The organism is Burkholderia stagnalis, assembly GCF_039848545.1.
GTDB lineage: Bacteria > Pseudomonadota > Gammaproteobacteria > Burkholderiales > Burkholderiaceae > Burkholderia > Burkholderia stagnalis.
In genome coordinates this window covers 109,515-129,850 of record NZ_CP156686.1, presented here as the reverse complement: position 1 = coordinate 129,850, position 20,336 = coordinate 109,515, and the positions used below count along the sequence as shown (strand labels likewise).

The 20,336-nt window shown below is 65.7% G+C and carries 9 protein-coding genes and 1 pseudogene; 6 read left to right on the top strand and 4 right to left on the bottom strand.

Translation table 11 applies throughout. The annotated features are described in order from the left end of the window. Positions 1 to 657: 657 nt before the first annotated feature. From ABFO07_RS34735 to ABFO07_RS17450, 6 genes and pseudogenes are all read left to right on the top strand, one after another. A pseudogene (locus tag ABFO07_RS34735) lies at positions 658 to 3,648 on the top strand (ESPR-type extended signal peptide-containing protein); the annotation flags it as partial. A gap of 177 nt (positions 3,649 to 3,825) precedes the next feature. Continuing rightward, on the top strand, positions 3,826 to 10,515 hold the full coding sequence (locus ABFO07_RS17470; protein WP_430733079.1) for a YadA-like family protein: 6,690 nt from the start codon (positions 3,826 to 3,828) through the stop codon (positions 10,513 to 10,515). Positions 10,516 to 10,621: 106 nt separating this feature from the next. Next, positions 10,622 to 11,296 carry an OmpA family protein gene (locus tag ABFO07_RS17465; RefSeq protein ID WP_059920460.1) on the top strand — a complete coding sequence of 225 codons (675 nt, stop codon included), beginning with the start codon at positions 10,622 to 10,624 and terminating at the stop codon, positions 11,294 to 11,296. A 324-nt stretch (positions 11,297 to 11,620) separates the two neighbouring features. Continuing rightward, on the top strand, positions 11,621 to 12,766 hold the full coding sequence (locus ABFO07_RS17460; protein WP_347469340.1) for a DUF2827 domain-containing protein: 1,146 nt from the start codon (positions 11,621 to 11,623) through the stop codon (positions 12,764 to 12,766). Between the two features lie 14 nt (positions 12,767 to 12,780). Continuing rightward, a complete protein-coding gene (locus ABFO07_RS17455; protein WP_347469339.1) occupies positions 12,781 to 13,935 on the top strand; it encodes a DUF2827 domain-containing protein in 1,155 nt (384 codons plus the stop codon). Positions 13,936 to 13,965: 30 nt separating this feature from the next. Beyond that, entirely contained in the window at positions 13,966 to 15,102 is a 1,137-nt protein-coding gene (locus ABFO07_RS17450) for a DUF2827 family protein (protein ID WP_059984970.1), read from the top strand. 39 nt (positions 15,103 to 15,141) lie between these two features. Here ABFO07_RS17450 and ABFO07_RS17445 read toward each other — a convergent pair whose 3' ends face one another. The 4 genes from ABFO07_RS17445 to ABFO07_RS17430 all read right to left on the bottom strand — a co-directional run bounded on the left by ABFO07_RS17445 (position 15,142) and on the right by ABFO07_RS17430 (position 20,277). Beyond that, positions 15,142 to 15,549 (bottom strand): hypothetical protein, encoded by a 408-nt coding sequence (locus ABFO07_RS17445; protein ID WP_230942271.1) that lies wholly within the window; start codon positions 15,547 to 15,549, stop codon positions 15,142 to 15,144. A gap of 125 nt (positions 15,550 to 15,674) precedes the next feature. Continuing rightward, on the bottom strand, positions 15,675 to 16,469 hold the full coding sequence (locus ABFO07_RS17440) for an EAL domain-containing protein (RefSeq protein WP_059885868.1): 795 nt from the start codon (positions 16,467 to 16,469) through the stop codon (positions 15,675 to 15,677). 506 nt (positions 16,470 to 16,975) lie between these two features. Continuing rightward, positions 16,976 to 18,118, bottom strand: coding sequence for a DUF2827 domain-containing protein (locus tag ABFO07_RS17435; protein WP_059803765.1), 1,143 nt, complete (start codon positions 18,116 to 18,118; stop codon positions 16,976 to 16,978). Positions 18,119 to 18,279: 161 nt separating this feature from the next. After that, positions 18,280 to 20,277 (bottom strand): acetyl-CoA carboxylase biotin carboxylase subunit, encoded by a 1,998-nt coding sequence (locus ABFO07_RS17430; RefSeq protein WP_059803763.1) that lies wholly within the window; start codon positions 20,275 to 20,277, stop codon positions 18,280 to 18,282. Between the last annotated feature and the right edge of the window lie 59 nt (positions 20,278 to 20,336).

The window sequence follows — 20,336 nt, the reverse complement described above, 5'->3', positions numbered from 1 at the left end:
CCATCGAAAGAACGAGACAGAAACAATACTGCCGACCATTACTTTTTTGTGCATTGGTCGCTCGACCAGCCGCTCACCTGCCCGCTGCAACGGCCTCTCCGGTCGGTGCGATGCGAAGACCGGCATAGGGAATTCTTATATTTCATGAACTTGCAAATCAGTCCACATCAGACAAGCCAGCACAACACTCAAGAAACATAAAAATATAAATATATTAATTTAATGATCACGCAGACCCAAAATAAGAACCAAATATCTCACAATTGATCACATTACAATTTCGAACAACCCCACGAATCCGCAAACGTTTGCTCTTTCATTTGTATTACGGATAGAGGCAAAACATCTCCTAAATCACCTCCGCCACAACATACATTCCTTTATAAACAATGACTTATCATAACAATCGCCCATGCCGAGCGCATTACATGATGCCTTCACAGTTATTAACAAACGACAACGAGCAATCCTTCGCCTGCACCACGTATTAACCATGTTTTAACTTTCAAGCCCCTTTATTTATCATTTCTTGTCAATCTCAAAAACTTATCCCAAATAAACTTCGCGCATCAAATTATATTTTTTGCGCGCTCGAACGGCATATTCATCTAACGAAAAGGCCACGGGTGTTGCGTCATTAGCTAGAGGTGGCTAGAGATGAATCGTGCATACCGTTCGATCTGGAACGAGGCCCTGGGAACCTGGGTTGCCGCGTCGGAATTGGCCTCGGCACGAGGCAAGAGCAAACGCTCTGCTTCGGTCAAGCTGCTGGTCAGCCTGTTGCTGCTGGCCGGCGCCCCGCTGGTCAACGCCTCGACGTATTCCAGCAATCTGACATGCAACTCGGGCGCTGGAGTCGGGCCGGACGGGGTCACGAATTACGCCGCCTCAACGAACCCCGTTGACGGAAGCGGCGTCTGGTCGAACGTGGCGGGATGTAACGCCAACGGCGGCAACTTCCTCGCCGTCACGTTGTTCGGAAGCTTTACGACGGCCGCCGGTCAGGCCGCCACCGCAGTCGGCATGGGGGCCTATGCGACCCAATTCGCCACGGCGGTCGGTCACCAGGCGACTGCGTCGGGCGCGTTCTCGGCTGCGTTCGGCTTCAACGCGCTGTCGTCCGGCGCGTCGAGCTATGCGCTCGGGAACGGCGCGTCGGCAACGGCCGCGAACGCCGTCGCGATCGGGCACTTTACGAACGCACGCTCGGCTTCGACCGTCGCAATCGGCGACAGCAACACGGTATTGGCCACCGCCGGCCTCGGCTCGACGGCAATCGGCTATCAGTCGACGGCGAGCAGCGGCATCGGCGCGGTCGCGATCGGTAACCAGCAGTCGGCCAGCGGCAACGGCGCGGTCGCGATCGGCGACCCGAACGTTGCGACCGGCACCGGCGCCGTGGCGGTAGGCGCGAACAATACCGCGAACGGACAAGGCGCCATTGCGCTCGGCAACTCCAATACGTCGACCGGGACGGGTTCCGTTTCGCTGGGCAACACCAGCGTGGCGTCGGGCGCGAGCGGTACGGCGATCGGCAATGGCGCATCGGCGCAAAACACCAACGCGATTGCGCTCGGCACGTCCGCCACCAGCGCCGGCAGCAACGCCGTGGCACTTGGCGCCACGTCCAAGGCCCTGACGGCCGGGGACATTGCCATCGGGCAGAATGCGTACGCGCTGGGTAGCGGCACGACACCGTTGTCCGCAACCGCGGTCGGTTTCAGCGCGACCGCATCCGGCAACGATGCGTCGGCATTCGGCAATACCGCCAACGCGAATGCCAATTACGCGACGGCGCTCGGCAATTTCGCGTCCGCGAGCGGTGCAAATTCGGTTGCGACCGGCAACGCGGCGACGGCAAGCGCGACCGGCGCATCGGCTTACGGCAATTTCGCGACCGCGTCCGGCACCAATGCTGTCGCAGTGGGGGGCGGCAGCGTCGCAGGAACGTTCAGCGGCGCGAAAGCGACGAACACCGGATCGGTTGCGATCGGCGGCAACACTACGGCCGCTGCGAACTCGGCGGCGACGGACGGCATCGCGGTCGGCGGACAGTCGTCGGTCGTTGCGACGGCAACCTCCGGCATCGCGGTTGGTCGTGCGGCAACCGTGAACAACGCATACGGCATCGCGCTGGGGGACAACGCAAATTCGAGTGCGACGAATGCGCTGGCGTTCGGCTCGGGTTCCAGCGCCAATGTCGCCGGCTCGGTCGCGCTCGGTTCGGGCGCGGTGACGTCGGGAACCGCCACGACAGCGACGGGCGGCACGGGTACCGTAAGCAGCACGACGATCGGCAGCACGACGTTCGGCACATACGCCGGCTCGAACGCGTCGGCGGGGGTCGTCAGCGTTGGTGCGGCCGGGTCGGAGCGCCGTATCCAGAATGTCGCGGCCGGCCTCGTCGGTGCGGCCAGTACCGATGCCATCAACGGCAGCCAGTTGTACGCGGTTGCCAGCACGACGACGTCGAGTATCGCGAGCCTGTCGACCTCGGCATCGACCGGCATTTCGTCGGCCAACAGCTCGATCACTTCGCTGTCGACGTCGGCTTCGACGGGGATCAGCACCGCACAAAGCGGCGTCAACTCGTTGTCGACGGGACTGAGCTCGACCAATAGCTCGGTCACTTCCCTCTCGACTTCGGCTTCGACCGGCATCAGCACCGCGCAGAGCGGCGTCAACTCGCTGTCGACCGGCCTGAGCGCGACCAATAGCTCGGTCACTTCGCTCTCGACGTCGACCTCGACCGGCATCAGCACCGCGCAGAGCGGTGTCAATTCGCTGTCGACCGGACTGAGCGCGACCAATAGCTCGGTTACTTCGCTCTCGACTTCGGCTTCGACCGGCATCAGCACCGCACAAAGCGGTGTCAATTCGCTGTCGACCGGACTGAGCGCGACCAATAGCTCGGTTACTTCGCTCTCGACTTCGGCTTCGACCGGCATCAGCACCGCGCAGAGCGGCGTCAATTCGCTGTCGACCGGCCTGAGCGCGACCAATAGCTCGGTCACTTCGCTCTCGACTTCGGCTTCGACCGGCATCAGCACGGCGCAGAGCGGCGTCAACTCGCTGTCGACCGGCCTGAGCGCGACCAATAGCTCGGTCACTTCGCTCTCGACGTCGGCTTCGACCGGCATCAGCACCGCGCAGAGCGGCGTCAACTCGCTGTCGACCGGCCTGAGCGCGACCAATAGCTCGGTCACTTCGCTCTCGACGTCGGCTTCGACCGGCATCAGCACCGCACAGAGCGGCGTCAATTCGCTGTCGACCGGCCTGAGCGCAACCAACAGCTCGGTTGCTTCGCTTTCCACGTCGACGTCGACGGGTATCAGCACCGCACAAAGCGGCGTCAACTCGTTGTCCACCGGCCTGAGCACAACCGTCTCCACGACCAATAACCTCGGCAACAGCACTGCCGCAGCACTCGGCGGCGGCTCGACCTACAACCCTGCGACCGGCACCGTCTCCGCGCCGTCGTACACCACGTACAACGCGAACGGCACCACCACCACCGCGAACAACGTCGGCTCGGCAATCAACAACATCAACAGCCAGGGCATCAAGTATTTCCACGCGAACTCGACCGCAGCGGACAGCAAGGCCCTCGGTACCGACTCGGTCGCCATTGGCCCGAACGCCGTCGCGAACAACGCCGGCGACGTCGCGCTCGGCAACGGCGCCGTCTCCGCGGCAGCGAATCCGACCGCCAGCGCCACCATTGGCGGCACGAGCTACTCGTTTGCCGGCACGACCCCGAGCAGCGTCGTCAGTGTCGGCGCAGCCGGCGCCGAGCGTCAGGTCACCAACGTTGCCGCAGGTCGGATCTCCGCTTCCAGCACCGACGCGATCAACGGCTCGCAGCTCTACGCGACCAACACCGCAATCAACACGCTGTCGACATCGACCTCGACAGCCGTCGGCTCGCTGTCGACCGGCCTGAGCTCGAGCTCGTCCGCCATTTCCTCGCTCTCGACGGGCCTGAGCACGACCAATAGCTCCGTCACTTCGCTGTCGACGTCCGCGTCGACCGGCATCAGCACCGCGCAGAGCGGGGTCGGCTCGCTGTCCACCGGACTGAGCTCGACCAACAGCTCCGTCGCTTCACTCTCCACGTCGACCTCGACTGGGATCAGCACCGCGCAAAGCGGGGTGACCTCGCTGTCTACCGGGCTGAGCTCGACCAACAGCTCCGTCGCTTCGCTCTCGACTTCGGCTTCGACCGGTATCTCGTCGGCCAACAGTTCGATCGCCTCCCTCTCGACGTCAACGTCGACGGGCATCAACTCGCTTTCGACTTCCGCTTCGACGGGTATCAGCACCGCGCAGAGTGGGGTCAATTCGCTGTCCACCGGTCTGAGCTCGACCAATAGCTCGGTCGCGTCGCTGTCGACTTCCACATCGACCGGCATCAGCACGGCGCAAAGCGGCGTCACTTCCCTGTCGACCGGCCTGAGCGCGACCAATAGCTCCGTCACTTCGCTCTCGACTTCGGCTTCGACCGGTATTTCGACGGCCAACAGCTCGATCACCTCGCTGTCCACGTCGACCTCGACGGGCATCAGCTCGCTTTCGACTTCCGCTTCGACGGGTATCAGCACCGCGCAGAGTGGGGTCAATTCGCTGTCCACCGGTCTGAGCTCGACCAATAGCTCGGTTGCTTCGTTGTCGACCTCCACATCGACCGGCATCAGCACGGCGCAAAGCGGCGTCACTTCCCTGTCGACCGGCCTGAGCGCGACCAATAGCTCCGTCACTTCGCTCTCGACTTCGGCTTCGACCGGTATTTCGACGGCCAACAGCTCGATCACCTCGCTGTCCACGTCGACCTCGACGGGCATCAGCTCGCTTTCGACTTCCGCCTCGACGGGTATCAGCACCGCGCAGAGTGGGGTCAATTCGCTGTCCACCGGTCTGAGCTCGACCAACAGCTCGGTTGCTTCGTTGTCGACCTCCACATCGACCGGCATCAGCACGGCGCAAAGCGGCGTCACTTCCCTGTCGACCGGCCTCAGCGCGACCAATAGCTCCGTCACTTCGCTCTCGACTTCGGCTTCGACCGGTATTTCGACGGCCAACAGCTCGATCGCCTCGCTGTCCACGTCGACCTCGACGGGCATCAACTCGCTGTCGACTTCCGCCTCGACGGGTATCAGCACCGCGCAGAGTGGGGTCAATTCGCTGTCCACCGGTCTGAGCTCGACCAACAGCTCGGTTGCTTCGTTGTCGACCTCCACATCGACCGGCATCAGCACCGCACAAAGCGGCGTCAATTCGCTGTCCACCGGCCTGAGCTCGACCAACAGCTCGGTCGCGTCGCTGTCGACCTCCACGTCGACCGGTATCTCGTCGGCCAACAGCTCGATCGCGTCGCTCTCCACCTCGACCTCGACTGGCATCAGCTCGCTGTCGACCGGTTTGAGCACGACCGACAGCTCTGTCGCATCCCTGTCGACCTCCACGTCGACCGGCATCAGCACCGCACAAAGCGGCGTCAATTCGTTGTCCACCGGCCTGAGCTCGACCAACAGTTCCGTCGCGTCGCTGTCCACGTCGGCTTCGACCGGCATCTCGTCGGCAACCAGCTCGATCGGATCCCTCTCGACATCGACCTCCACGGGCATCAGCACCGCGCAAAGCGGCGTCAACTCCCTGTCGACGGGCCTGAGCTCGACCAATAGCTCCGTTGCTTCGCTCTCGACCTCCACGTCGACCGGCATCAGCACCGCACAAAGTGGCGTCAACTCACTGTCCACCGGCCTGAGCTCGACCAACAGTTCCGTCGCTTCGCTGTCCACGTCGACGTCGACCGGCATCAGCTCGCTGTCCACCGGCCTGAGCACCGTCACCACGACGACCAACAACCTCGGCAACAGCACGGCCGCGGCACTCGGCGGCGGCTCGACCTACGACCCGGCCACCGGCACGGTTTCGGCACCGTCGTACACGACGTACAACGCGAACGGCACCACGACCACCGCCAACAACGTCGGCGCTGCAATCGACAACATCAACAGCCAGGGCATCAAGTACTTCCACGCGAATTCGACGGCGGCGGACAGCAAGGCCCTCGGCACCGACTCCGTCGCGATCGGCCCGAACGCCGTCGCGAACAATGCCGGCGACGTCGCGCTCGGCAGCGGGTCCGTCACGGCCGCAGCCAATCCGACGGCGAGCGCCACCATCGGCGGCACGAGCTACTCGTTTGCCGGCACGACCCCGAGCAGCGTCGTGAGCGTCGGCGCGGCCGGCGCCGAGCGTCAGGTCACCAACGTTGCGGCCGGCCAGATCTCCGCTTCCAGCACGGACGCGATCAACGGCTCGCAGCTCTATGCGACCAATACCGCGCTCGACTCGCTGTCGACGACCGTGTCGTCGTCGTCCAGCGCGATCTCGTCGCTGTCGACCGGCATCACTTCGTTGTCAACGGGCTTGAGCTCGACGAACAGCTCTGTCACTTCGCTGTCGACTTCCACGTCGACGGGCATTTCGACGGCTAACAGCTCGGTCGCCTCGCTGTCGACGTCGACGTCGACCGGTATTTCGACGGCTACCAGCTCGATTGCTTCGCTCTCCACCTCGACTTCGACCGGTATCAGCTCACTGTCCACCGGCCTCAGCTCGACCGATAGCTCCGTCGCTTCGCTGTCGACTTCCACGTCGACAGGCATTTCGACGGCAACTAGCTCGATCACCTCGTTGTCCACCTCGACTTCGACCGGTATCAGCTCGCTGTCCACCGGTTTGAGCTCGACCGACAGCTCCGTTGCTTCGCTGTCGACTTCCACGTCGACCGGTATCTCGACGGCTACCAGCTCGATTGCTTCCCTCTCGACGTCGACTTCGACGGGTATCAGCTCGCTGTCCACTGGCTTGAGCTCGACCGACAGCTCCGTCGCCTCCCTGTCGACTTCCACGTCGACGGGCATTTCGACGGCGACCAGCTCGATTGCCTCGCTCTCCACCTCGACTTCGACCGGTATCAGCTCGCTCTCGACTGGTTTGAGCTCGACCGACAGCTCCGTCGCGTCGCTGTCGACTTCCACCTCGACCGGTATTTCGACGGCCACCAGCTCGATTGCTTCGCTGTCCACCTCGACTTCGACTGGCATTAGCTCGTTGTCGACGGGCCTGAGCTCGACCGACAGCTCCGTCGCTTCGCTTTCGACCTCCACGTCGACCGGCATTTCGACGGCCACCAGCTCGATCACCTCGTTGTCCACCTCGACTTCGACCGGTATCAGCTCGCTGTCCACCGGCCTGAGCTCCACCGATAGCTCCGTCGCCTCGCTCTCGACCTCCACGTCGACCGGTATCTCGACGGCCACCAGCTCGATCGCCTCGTTGTCCACGTCGACCTCGACCGGTATCAGCTCCCTGTCCACCGGCCTCAGCTCGACCGATAGCTCCGTCGCCTCGCTCTCGACCTCCACGTCGACCGGCATCTCGACGGCAACCAGCTCGATCGCCTCGTTGTCCACCTCGACCTCGACCGGTATCAGCTCGCTCTCGACTGGTTTGAGCTCGACCGACAGCTCCGTTGCTTCGCTCTCGACGTCCACGTCGACCGGCATTTCGACGGCAACCAGCTCGATTACCTCGTTGTCCACGTCGACTTCGACCGGTATCAGCTCGCTGTCCACCGGCCTCAGCTCGACCGATAGCTCCGTTGCTTCGCTCTCGACCTCCACGTCGACCGGCATCTCGACCGCAACCAGCTCGATCACCTCGCTGTCCACCTCGACCTCGACCGGTATCAGCTCGCTGTCGACTGGTTTGAGCTCGACCGATAGCTCCGTTGCTTCGCTGTCGACCTCCACGTCGACCGGCATTTCGACGGCCACCAGCTCGATCGCTTCGCTCTCCACCTCGACTTCGACCGGCATCAGCTCGCTGTCCACCGGCCTCAGCTCGACCGATAGCTCCGTCGCCTCGCTCTCGACTTCCACGTCGACCGGCATCTCGACCGCAACCAGCTCGATCGCCTCCCTCTCGACGTCGACTTCGACGGGTATCAGCTCGCTGTCCACCGGCCTGAGCTCGACCAACAGCTCGGTTGCCTCGCTGTCCACGTCGACCTCGACGGGCATCAGCTCCCTGTCCACCGGCCTCAGCTCGACCGACAGCTCCGTCGCTTCGCTGTCGACTTCCACGTCGACCGGCATCTCGACCGCAACCAGCTCGATCACCTCGCTGTCCACCTCGACCTCGACCGGTATCAGCTCCCTGTCCACCGGCCTCAGCTCGACCGACAGCTCCGTTGCTTCGCTCTCGACCTCCACGTCGACGGGTATCTCGACGGCTACCACCTCGATCGCTTCGCTGTCCACGTCGACTTCGACCGGTATCAGCTCCCTGTCCACCGGTTTGAGCTCGACCGATAGCTCGGTTGCTTCGCTGTCGACCTCCACGTCGACCGGCATCTCGACGGCGACCAGCTCGATCACTTCGCTCTCGACGTCGACCTCGACGGGCATCAGCTCCCTGTCGACCGGCCTGAGTTCGACCGACAGCTCCGTCGCTTCCCTGTCGACCTCCACGTCAACGGGCATCTCGACGGCCACCAGCTCGATCGCCTCGCTGTCCACCTCGACCTCGACCGGCATCGGCTCGCTCTCTACCGGCCTGAGCTCGACCAACAGCACCGTCGCGTCGCTGTCGACCTCCACGTCGACCGGTATCGGCTCCCTGTCCACCGGCCTGAGCACGACCAACAGCACCGTCGCCTCGCTGTCCACCTCGACCTCGACCGGCCTCAGCTCCCTGTCCACCGGCCTGAGCTCGACCAACAGCACCGTCACCTCGCTGTCCACCTCGACTTCGACGGGCATTAGCTCGTTGTCGACGGGCCTGAGCTCGACCGACAGCTCCGTCGCCTCCCTGTCGACCTCCACCTCGACCGGCCTGTCGACCGCCACCAGCTCGATCACGTCGCTCTCCACCTCCACCTCGACCGCGATCCAGGCCGCCAAGACGCACTACTACAGCGTCAACGACAACGGCACCCAGCAGGCCAACTACAACAACGACGGTGCTTCCGGCGTCAACGCCATCGCGGCAGGCGTGAACGCCAGCGCCTCCGGCGCCAGCAGCGTCGCCGTCGGCGACGGTGCGAACGCCTCGTCGAACGGTGCAGTCGCCATCGGCCAGAACGCGTCGGCAACAGGCGGCAAGGCCGTGTCGATCGGCGTCGCGAACACGGCGATCGGCGACGGCGCCGTCGCGATCGGCGATCCGAACGTGGCCACCGGCACCGGCGCGGTCGCGCTCGGCGCCAACAACACCGCCACCGGCAACGGCGCCCTGGCCATCGGCAACGCCAACTCCGCCACCGGCAACGGCTCGCTCGCCCTCGGCAACACCTCCACGGCCGCCGCCGCCGGCTCGCTCGCCTTCGGCTCGAACGCCGTCGCGAACAACCTCAACGACGTCGCGCTCGGCACGAACTCCGTCACGGCCGCCGCGAACCCGACGTCGAGCACGATGATCGGTGGCGTCACGTACCTCTTCGCGGGCAGCTCGCCGACGAGCGTCGTGAGCGTCGGCGCGCCGGGCGCCGAACGCCAGATCACCAACGTCGCCGCGGGCCGCATCTCGGCCACCAGCACCGACGCGATCAACGGCAGCCAGCTCAATGCGACCAACCAGGCCGTCAACAGCCTGTCGACGGCAACGTCGACGAGCATCGGCTCGCTGTCGACCGGGATCAGTTCGTTGTCCACCGGCCTGAGCTCGACCAACAGCTCCGTCGCGTCGCTGTCCACCTCGACCTCGACCAGCATCAGCTCGCTGTCCACCGGCCTGTCGTCGACCAACAGCAACCTCACGTCGCTGTCGACCTCGACCTCGACCGGCATCGGCTCGCTGTCCACGGGCCTGAGCTCGACCAACAGCACGGTGGCGTCGCTGTCCACCGGCGTGACCAACATCAACAACCAGTTGAGCCAGCTGTCGACGACGGTGAACAACAACACCACGCGCACGGCGAACAACAACGGCATCGCGGCCGACATGAACGGCACCGGCAACGACCGCCCGATCGTCACGGCCGGCTCGAACTCGGTGGCCATCGGCGCCGCGTCGAACGACAGCAACCGCTCGAACGTGGTGTCGGTCGGCAACGACACGCAGCAGCGCCAGGTCATCAACGTCGCGCCGGGTACGCAAGGCACCGATGCGGTCAACGTGAACCAGCTGACCGCGGTGCAGACGACGCTGTCGACGGCACTGTCGGGCCAGCAGGCGCAGATCAACAGCCTCGGCTCGCAACTGCAGCAGACCGACCAGATGGCGAAGCAGGGTATCGCGGCCGTGGGCGCGATGGCGTCGATCCCGCAGCTCGACCGCGACGCGAACTTCGGGATGGGTATCGGCACGTCGACGTTCCTCGGCCAGAAGGCGATGGCGATCAATATGCAGGCGCGCATCTCCGAAAACCTGAAGGCGTCGATCAACGGCGGCTTCAGCGGCAGCCAGCGCGTCATCGGTGCCGGCATGCTGTATCAGTGGAAGTAACCGTCGCCGCGCGGGCCGGGCGCAGTCGCCACCGCCCGGCCCGCCGCGCCGCCCGGCAATAACCGGGCGGCGCGCTTCCGACAACGATCGCATTCAGGACATCACCGTGAACAAACTCACTCTCGCGCTTGCGCTCTCCGCGCTTTCCCTCGCCGCCTGCTCGACCGCGTCCGGCCCGACTTTCAGCGCGTCCGAACTGCAGCCGCGCGACGGCGTGCGCACGTACCGGGTCGACTGCCACGGGATCTTCTCGGGCCCCGACACCTGCATGAAGGCGGCACGGCGCATCTGCGGCGACCAGCCGGTGCGCACGGTCGACGCCGAGAAAGCGCTGCGCGACGGCGCCGACCCGGCCGCGCTCGTGTTCCAGTGCGGCGCGCCGGAAGCCGCCGCGCCGGCGCCGGCCTCGTCGCCCGCGGCAGCGGCGCCCGCCGCCGTCGAGCACGTGAACCTCGCGGGCGACACGCTGTTCGCCACCGGGCTGGCGACGCTCACGCCGACCGCCCGCGCCACGCTCGACGCGCTGCTGGCCAAACAGGGCAACGCGGCCTTCACGCGCGTGTCGGTCACGGGCTATACGGATTCCGTCGGCAGCGACGCGTCCAATCTCGCGCTGTCGCAGCGCCGCGCGCAAGCCGTCGCCGGCTACCTGAAGTCGCACGGCCTGAACGCCCGCACCGTCGCGGTGACGGGGCGCGGCAGCGCCGATCCGGTCGCGTCCAACGCCACGGCGGAGGGGCGCGCGAGCAACCGGCGCGTCGAAATCTCGCTGGAACGCTGACGCCGACGCGTCGCGCACCGCCGGCGCCGACGTTTCGGAATACGCACGACAACCTCCGGCCGGATCGCGGCGTGCCACGCGGGTCCGGCCGGGCGTCACGCCCGGCGGCCGTGGCGCGAACCGGCAGGCCTTCTGGGGTGCGCTCGGGGCTGCCCCGACTCCACAAACCGGCGCGTTCCGTGCCACAATCGCCGCTGGCAGCCGGCCCGTTTCCACGGGCCGCGCCGCCGCAGGCGCACACGTGACAACCAACGGCCTGCCGGGTCCGCGCATCGGGGTTTGACGCCGCGGCCGGACCGACGGCGCTGCAGAAGGATATTGCTGGTGACGGACAACTTTCAGGCCGCCTCGCGCGGCCCCCGCAACGAACGCCCGGCCGTCGGCATCTCGCTGTTCGCGCGAGACGGCCAGGCGATCTGGGAAAACGGCATCCACCAGAACATCGCGTACCTCGTGATGATGCTGAAGCGCTCCGAGCGCGTCGGCCCCGTCTATTTCCTGAACGGCGGCGACGCGCGCGCGCTGCCGGCCGGCCTCGAACTCGACGGCCTCGACGTGCCGCTCGTGCAACCGAACGACGTCACGCACCAGCTCGACGTCGTGATCGAAATGGGCGCACAACTGCCGGTCGAATGGCTCAAGCACATGCAGGCGCTCGGCAAGAAGCGCATCGCGTGCTTCGTCGGCCATACCTACAGCGGCCTCGCCGAAACGCCGATCTTCGAGAAGCCGTCCGGACACATCTTCAACGGCGCGCCGTTCGATGAAGTGTGGGTGCTCGCGAAGTCGGAGACGATCGACGTGCCGCTGCTGCGCACGCTCACCCGCGCGCCGGTCTACACGATCCCGCACATCTGGTCGCCGTACTTCCTCGACCGCCGCATCGCCGCGCTGGCCAGCGAAGGCGCGACCTTCGGCTACCAGCCGGGCCGCGCCGCGTGGCGGCTCGCGACGCTCGAACCGAACATCTCGGTCGTGAAGACCTGCCATTACCCGATGCTCGCGTGCGAGGAATTCTTCCGCGCGCACCCGGAAGCGGTCGAACACCTGTTCGTCGTCAACGCGATGCACATGAAGGAGCACCCGACCTTCCTGCACTTCGCGAACAGCCTCGATCTGGTCCGCCAGCACAAGGCGACCTTCGAGCCGCGCATCGACCTGCCCGGCTTCATGGCGCGCCATGCGGATGCCGTCGTGTCCCATCACTGGGAAAACCCGCAGAACTACCTGTACTACGACGTGCTGTACGGCGGCTATCCGCTGATCCACAACTCGACGCTGCTCGGCGACGCCGGCTACTACTACCCGGACTTCGATTCCGAAGCGGGCGGCCGCGCACTGCTCGACGCATGGCAGCACCACGACGCGCGCCTCGACGACTACCGCGCGAAGGCCGACCGGCTGCTGAAGTCGGTCTCGATCGACAACCCCGCGAACCTGGACGCGTTCGTCGCGCGTCTGGTCGCCTGAACCGGAGCAAACGCATGTCGGACTCCAATGCCCGTCAAGCGCCCGGCGAGGGCAAGCGTCTCGTGGTCGGCGTGTCGCTCTACGTGCGCGGCGCCGGCCAGTCGCTGTGGGAAAACGGCATCTTCCAGAACTGCCTGCTGCTGATCCTGCTGCTGCGCCAGTCGCCGCTCGTCGCGGAAGCGGTGATGGTGAACGGCGGCGAGCAGGTCGCCGATCCGCAGATGATGCTCGGCGAATGGAACGTGCCGCTCTTGTCGATGGACGAAGCGATGCAGCACTGCGACGTGCTGATCGAGATGAGCGCGCAGTTCAACGCCGATTACCTGCGCGCGTTCCGCGAGCGCGGCGGCAAGATCGTGACGATGCGGGTCGGCAACGACTACGTGATCGACATCGAGCGCGCGATGTTCAACAAGCCGTCGGGCTTCCTGTTCTCCGGCGCGCCGTACGACGCGGTGTGGACGATTCCCGAATTCGAGCGCTCGTGCCTGCACTACTACCAGACGGGCCTGCGCGCACCGGTGACGATCGTCCCGCACATCTGGCATCCGATGCTGTTCGACAAGGCGCGCGCGACGCTCGGGCCCGGCCTCGCGTTCGGCTACCAGCCCGGCAAGCCGCGCTGGCGCGTGACGATGTTCGAGCCGAACATCTGCATGGTGAAGACGAGCATCATCCCGATGCTCGTGGCCGAGGAAGCGTATCGCGCGAAGCCGGAGTTCCTCGAGATCGTGCGCGTGTGCAACACGCTGCACCTGAAGGATCACACGACGTTCGTGCACTTCGCGAAGAGCCTCGACATCGTCGGCCACGGGCTCACGACGTTCGAGAGCCGCTATGCCGTGTACGAATTCATGGCCGCATACGGCGATGCGGTGGTGTCGCACACGTGGGAAAACGCGCAGAACTATCTGTATTACGAATTGCTTTACGGCGACTATCCGCTGATCCACAACTCGCCGTTCCTCGGCAAGGCCGGGTATTTCTATCCGGATTTCGATTGCCAGGAAGGCGGCCGCGCGCTGCTGCAGGCGTTCGCGGAACACGACGCGAACCTCGACGCGTACCGCGAGCAGTCGAAGCGCGTGCTCGATTCGGTCAGCATCTACAACCCGGACAACGTCGCCGCGTACGGCGACGCGATCGCGGCGCTCTATCGCGACGCGTGACGCGCGACGCAACGCCTACGGATAGCCGCCATGAAGATCAATGTCGCGATAACGATGAACGTGCAGCGCGACGCGGCGCAGTCGATCTGGTACAACGGCGCAAACCAGCACTGCGTGTACCTGTACATGCTGCTGAAGCAATCGCCGCTGGTCGGCGAGGTATGGCTCGCCCACGACGACGGCGTCACCGACTATCCGCAGGCGATGATGCTCGACACCTTCCGCGACGCGCTGCGGCCGCTGTCGGCAATCGTTCACCAGACCGACCTGCTGATCGAGATGAACGCGTTCATCCATCCGAGCCACGCGGATGCGGTGCGCCAGCGCGGCGGGAAATGCGTGACGTACCGCTTCGGCAACGACTACGTGATCGCCGTCGAGACGATCAACTTCGGCAGGAACGACTGGCGCCCCAATCCGCATCGCGTGCAGTTCGACGAAGTGTGGACCAACCCGCAGCACGCGCACACCTGCGCCGCGTATTTCCAGGCGGTGTACCGTGCGCCCGTGTTCGTGCTGCCGCACATCTGGTCGCCGTATTTCATCGAGCAGAGCCTCGCGGCCGATCCCGAACTGAAGGCGCGCTTCGGCTACCGGAACCACGGCCCCGCGAAACGCATCGCGTTCTTCGAGCCGAACCTGAACGTCGTCAAGAGTTCGATCGTGCCGATGCTCGCGGCGAACGCGTGCTACGTCGCGCATCCGGAGCTGGTCGAACACGTATACATGACCAACACGTTCGACAAGAAGGAAAACGTCGCCTTCAAGCATCTCGCGCTCGGGCTCGAGATGGTGCGCGACGGCAAGGCGACGGCCGACGTGCGCGCGCCGTTCGTCGCGTGGGCCGCGCATCACACCGACATCGTCGTGTCGCACCATTGGGAAAACGGCCTGAACTTCCTGCTCTACGACGCGCTGTACGGCAACTACCCGCTGGTGCACAACTCGCCGTTCCTGCGCGACGTCGGCTATTACTACGCGGATTTCGAGATCTTCGATGCAGCGCGCGCGATCGCGACCGCCGCGCAGACGCACGACGCACGGCTCGACGACCAAGCGCGCGCGGCCCGCGACTGCCTGAGCCGCGTCGACGCATGCGCGGCGCCCAACGTCCGCGCGCATTCCGAAGCGATCCAGCGCGTGTTCGGCAGCCGCGCGCTCGGCTGACGCAGGTTCCAGCGCCGATGCCGGCGCCGCGCCGCCGCGCTAGCCGCGCACGACATGGCCGCAAGCGGCCATGAAGGCGCGCCCCTGCCGCCGCCCCGCGCGCATCAGCGACGCGAAGATGCGGCGCGTCGCGCGGCCGTACCGGGCGCCCCCGCCGTTCACCTGCTGTTCGAGACTGCCGACGATGCCGTGCGCGATCGCCGATTCGTGTCCATACACGCCAGCCAGGATTCCCGCGCAGTAGTAGCCGGCCGCCAGCTCGCGGCTCGCGTGGTCGGGCAGGCGCGCTGAGACGATACGGTGCGCGGCCGCCTTCAGGCCATCCAGATAGTGCGTGAGGTCGGTGTGCCGGGCAGCGGGCTCGCCGCCCAGGCGGTGGAGAATGTCCGCGACTTCCCGGATTGCCGCCAGTTCACGCGGGATCGCCAACTTGCTGTTTCCATCCACGACCGTTGCCCCTGTCACGACCCGGCTTCCCGCCGGGCGTCGAGCGCGCCGGCCGGCTAGCCGCGATACGGGCGCACGGCCAGTCCGCCGCCCTGCTTCGTTGCCCGCGCAGCGGGCGAGCCCGGTCACGCGACGTGCGCGCGCCCGGAAAAATGAAACCCCTGCGCCCACGGGATGCCGGCATCCATCATCACCCGCCGGTCGAGCTCGTTCTCCACGCCCTCGGCGACGATGTCCCGCGCATGCTCGTACGCCTGCGCCACGAGCCGGCGCAGCTGATAGCGGCCGACCGCGTTGTGCCGGACCAGCACCAGCATCGACCGGTCCATCTTCACGATATCCGGATTGCCGACCACCAGATGATTCGCCGCGCTGTAGCCCACGCCGAAATCGTCGATCGCGATCCGGCAGCCGCTCTGCCGGATCCGGCTCACGAACGCCCGGCCGGTGACCGGATTCAGCGGCGCGGTTTCGGTGATCTCGATCACCAGGCGCTTCGCGACCGACGGCGCGTCGTCGAGTTCGTCGAAGATCGCGCGCCACCCTGCGTCTTCCGTCGCGCTCGTCGCCGACACGTTGCAGCCGTAAACGGCATGCGCATCGGCCCGCAGGCTGTCGATGGTCCGGCGAACCACGAGCTGGTCGAACCAGCGCATCAGCCCCATCGCCGAGATGCGCGGCAGGAACGAAGCCGGCCGCAGCAGGTTGCGCGGCCCGTCCGCGAAGCGCGCGAGACATTCGCGATAGAGCTCGCCGCCCGACAGGTCGGTCCGGCAGACGGGCTCGCGCGCGAATTCGAGACGGTTCTCGATGTAGCGGCATGCCGCCACGAGATCGACATGGGCGCCGCCCGTGTCGAACAGGGGATCGGCTTCGTCAGTTTTCGTTGTCGCGTCTCGGCGACCTTCGTCCGCATTCATCCCTGCATTCCGGCAAACGGCGAGCCGCGTGAATCGGCTCATTCCTCATCATCAACGCCGGAGAAGCAAAAATATCCCCGCCCGCATTTTCTCAACAGAACAGCATCGAATCGATTTGCCAATACCCGTCGAGAAATCTCAAGGCCATTCTAGATTTAAGGCAATTCGAATACTGTCAACGATATTCAAATTTGCGAAGACGCAGGCAGAAAATATTTCAATAAAATCATACAAATACGGATACAACGAGACGCACCCACCTTCGCCGTCATTATTTCCCGAATGAATTCAATGGCGACCAATCAAGGCAATTACCAGGTTTCACGCACACGTCGATAATCGCCGCGCCGATTAAATCAAACGCAGCCAATCAAACCTGACCGTGTTTAACAATCTTACAGAATAGTTAACATTAGAATCAATTTCGGCGGGACCAACCCCGGCCCGCCTCACTTGTGCCTTGAAAGCCACCGGAGACATGGCCTCCGGTGGTTTCTTTTTTTCAGTCAGCCGGCCGCCGCGCCGATCAACTGCGCGAGCAGCGTGTCGTACTCGGCGACGAGCGCGGGGTTCGCCGACGTATAGCGCAGCAGGATCTCGCGCTGGCGCCGCGCGTAACCCGCCCAGTCGTCGTCGTGCGTATGCAGCGCACGCAGCAGCGCGTCGGCGCCCTGCTGCACGTCGTTGTCCGGATAGTAGTAGCCGAGATCGGGCGCGAGGCTCGCGTTGTGCACGAGCGGATACCCCTGCCAGCACACGTCGAAATAGAAGTAGTTGAGCGGATTCGACCACTGGTGCGACACGACCACGTCGGTCAGCTCGGACAGGAACACCGGCGTGTCGAAGCGGCCGACGAAGCTCGCCTTGCCGGCGCGCACGATCTCCAGGTAGTTCATCAGCATCACGAACTCCTGGCTCTCGCGCGCGAGCCGGTCGGCGTTCGTCACGTGCGTGAACGCGATCGCGTCCGGCTCGCGGCGATACGCCTCGTCGATGATCAGCAGCGGATACACGCAGAACTTCACCACGTTGTGGTTCGGCTCCATCACCGTCAGCCGCTTCCCGCGCGCGCCGCTCGGCCGGTATTCGCCGTGGCCGGGCAGCGTGGCGGCCCGCTCGGCGAGGAACATCGGATCCCACACGAACGGCACGACGCGGCCCGGGCAGCGGCGCAGCGACTGCAGGAACGGCAGCGACGACGGCGCAATCTGCGGAATCGCCCACACCTCGTCGTAGCCGCGGTTGATGAACAGCGTTTCCCACAGCCGGCGGCCGAACAGCATCGCTTCCATCGCGTTGATGTACTCGACGCCGCAGCAATAGCTGACGATCTTCGTGCCGCGCGCCTTCAGGTAGGCGGTCTGCTCCTCGCTGATCTGCCCGCCGAGCTCGATCAGCACGTCGAGCGCATCCTTCGCGTCGGCGAACGCGCGCGTGTCGTACACCGCGCGGCTCCACGGCAGCGCGTCGGTCAGCGGCACGTCGGTGGTGTTCACGAGCGTCACGCGGTAGCCGTGCGGCGAAGCCATCAGCAGCTTCGCGAGAAACAGCGCGTTCTGCTTGATGCCGTTGATCCAAAGGCTTTCGTCGGGCGCGCGCAGGCCAATCGTGATGCCGATGCGCAGGCCGTTCAGGACAGGAGACGTCATCGTCGGCGAGGATGGGAGGAGTGGGAATTCGCAGTGTAGCGCGCGTAGCGGCGCCCGGGGCGGGCGCCGTGCGCGGCGGACAGTCTAGCGGATCGCCGGCCGCAAGACTGTCAGGGATGGTCAGGGCCCGTCATGCGGACGACGGGCCCCGTTCGGCGGACTCAGGCGTCCGCCATCACCAGCAGCTGCGCGCCATCGGCAACCTGGTCGCCGACGCCATACAGCACCTCCGCGACCACGCCCGCGCTCGGTGCGCCGATCGTGTGCTCCATCTTCATCGCTTCCATCACGATCAGCGGCGTGCCGGGCTCGACCGCCTGGCCGGCCTCGACCAGCACCGCGATCACCTTGCCGGGCATCGGCGCGGTCAGGCGGCCGCCGCCGTGCTCGGCATCGCCCGCGTGCGCGAGCAGGTTGCGCCATTCGAACGCTTCGGCGGCACCCTGCGTAAACACATGGAACGTGTCGCCGTCCGCGAACACGCGGCCGCTGCTGCGCACGCCGTCGAGCGTCACGTCGAAGTCGAGCGGGCTCGCGCCGCGCGTCCACGCGAACGGCTGCGCCGGCGCGTCGCCGATCGCGAGCCGCTTGCCGGCCGCATCGTCGTCGACGGTCACGGTGAGATCGGCGTCGCGGTCGATCGCGCGCCATTCGAGCGTGCGGCGAAAGCCCGCGTTCAGCCGCCAGTTCGACAGCGCGGCCCACGGCGTGCCGCTGTCCGACACCCCGTCGCGCTCGCGCGCGCGCAACGCCGCGCAGGCGAGCGCCAGCGCCGCGCGCGGCGGCTGTTGGGGCGCGAACAGCGCGTCGTGATTGCGTTCGATCAGGCCCGTGTCGAGATCGGCTTCGGCGAACGGCCGGCACGCGACGATGCGCTGCAGGAAGGCCGCGTTCGTGTACAGGCCGACCACTTCGCATTCGCGCAGCGCGCGCGCCATCCGGCCGAGCGCTTCCGCGCGGTCCGCGCCGTGCACGATCAGCTTCGCGATCATCGGATCGTAGAACGGCGTGATCGCATCGCCCTCGCGCACGCCACTGTCGACGCGCACCGGCGCGCCGATCGAGAACTCGACGCCGTCCGGCAGACGCAGGTGCTTGAGCGTGCCGGTCGACGGCAGGAAGCCGCGCGCGGGGTTCTCCGCATAAAGGCGCGCCTCGATCGCGTGGCCGGTCACGCGCAGCTGATCCTGCTTCAGCGGCAGCGGCTCGCCCGCCGCGACGCGCAACTGCCATTCGACGAGGTCGAGGCCCGTGACCATCTCGGTGACGGGGTGCTCGACCTGCAGGCGCGTGTTCATCTCCATGAAGTAGAACGCGTCGCCCGTCATGATGAATTCGACGGTGCCCGCGCCGACGTAGCCCACCGCGCGCGCGGCCGCGACCGCCGCCTCGCCCATCGCCTGCCGCACTTCATCCGGCAGGCCCGGCGCGGGCGCTTCCTCGAGCACCTTCTGGTGACGGCGCTGCACCGAGCAGTCGCGGTCGAACAGGTAGACCGTGTTGCCGTGCGTGTCGCCGAACACCTGCACCTCGACGTGGCGCGGGCGCAGCAGGTATTTCTCGATCAGCACGCGGTCGTTGCCGAAGCTGCTGGCCGCTTCGCGCTGGCACGACGCGAGCGCCGCCGGGAAATCGTCTGAGCGCTCGACCACGCGCATCCCCTTGCCGCCGCCGCCCGCGCTCGCCTTCAGCAGCACCGGGTAGCCGATCTCGTCGGCCTCGCCGTGCAGCAGCGCGGCGTCCTGCTCGTCGCCGTGGTAGCCGGGCACGAGCGGCACCGCGGCCGCATGCATCAGCGCCTTCGCGGCGGCCTTCGAGCCCATCGCCGCGATCGCGTCGACCGGCGGCCCGATGAACACGAGGCCGGCCTTCTCGCACGCGTGCGCGAAATCCTCGTTCTCGGACAGGAACCCGTAGCCGGGGTGGATCGCCTGCGCGCCGGTCGCGCGCGCGGCTTCGATGATGCGCTCGATGCGCAGGTAGCTGTCGGCGACCGCCGAGCCGCCGATATGCACGGCCTCGTCGCACGCGGCGACGTGCTTCGCGTGCGCGTCCGCGTCGGAATACACGGCGACGCTGGCGATGCCGAGACGTTTGCACGTCGCGGCGACCCGGCAGGCGATTTCACCGCGGTTGGCGATCAGAATCTTGTCGAACATGGCTTCGATGTCGTCCGGTAAGGGATGGGGTTCGCGCTTCGCCCGCCGCTCACGCGAGG

Bases quoted from the DNA above. Each gene is read 5' to 3' on its own strand.
- ABFO07_RS17455 (WP_347469339.1), top strand. From the start codon at position 12,781: ATGTCGGACTCCAATGCCCGTCAAGCGCCCGGCGAGGGCAAGCGTCTC.
- ABFO07_RS17450 (WP_059984970.1), top strand. From the start codon at position 13,966: ATGAAGATCAATGTCGCGATAACGATGAACGTGCAGCGCGACGCGGCG.
- ABFO07_RS17440 (WP_059885868.1), bottom strand. From the start codon at position 16,469: ATGAATGCGGACGAAGGTCGCCGAGACGCGACAACGAAAACTGACGAA.
- ABFO07_RS17435 (WP_059803765.1), bottom strand. From the start codon at position 18,118: ATGACGTCTCCTGTCCTGAACGGCCTGCGCATCGGCATCACGATTGGC.
- ABFO07_RS17430 (WP_059803763.1), bottom strand. From the start codon at position 20,277: ATGTTCGACAAGATTCTGATCGCCAACCGCGGTGAAATCGCCTGCCGG.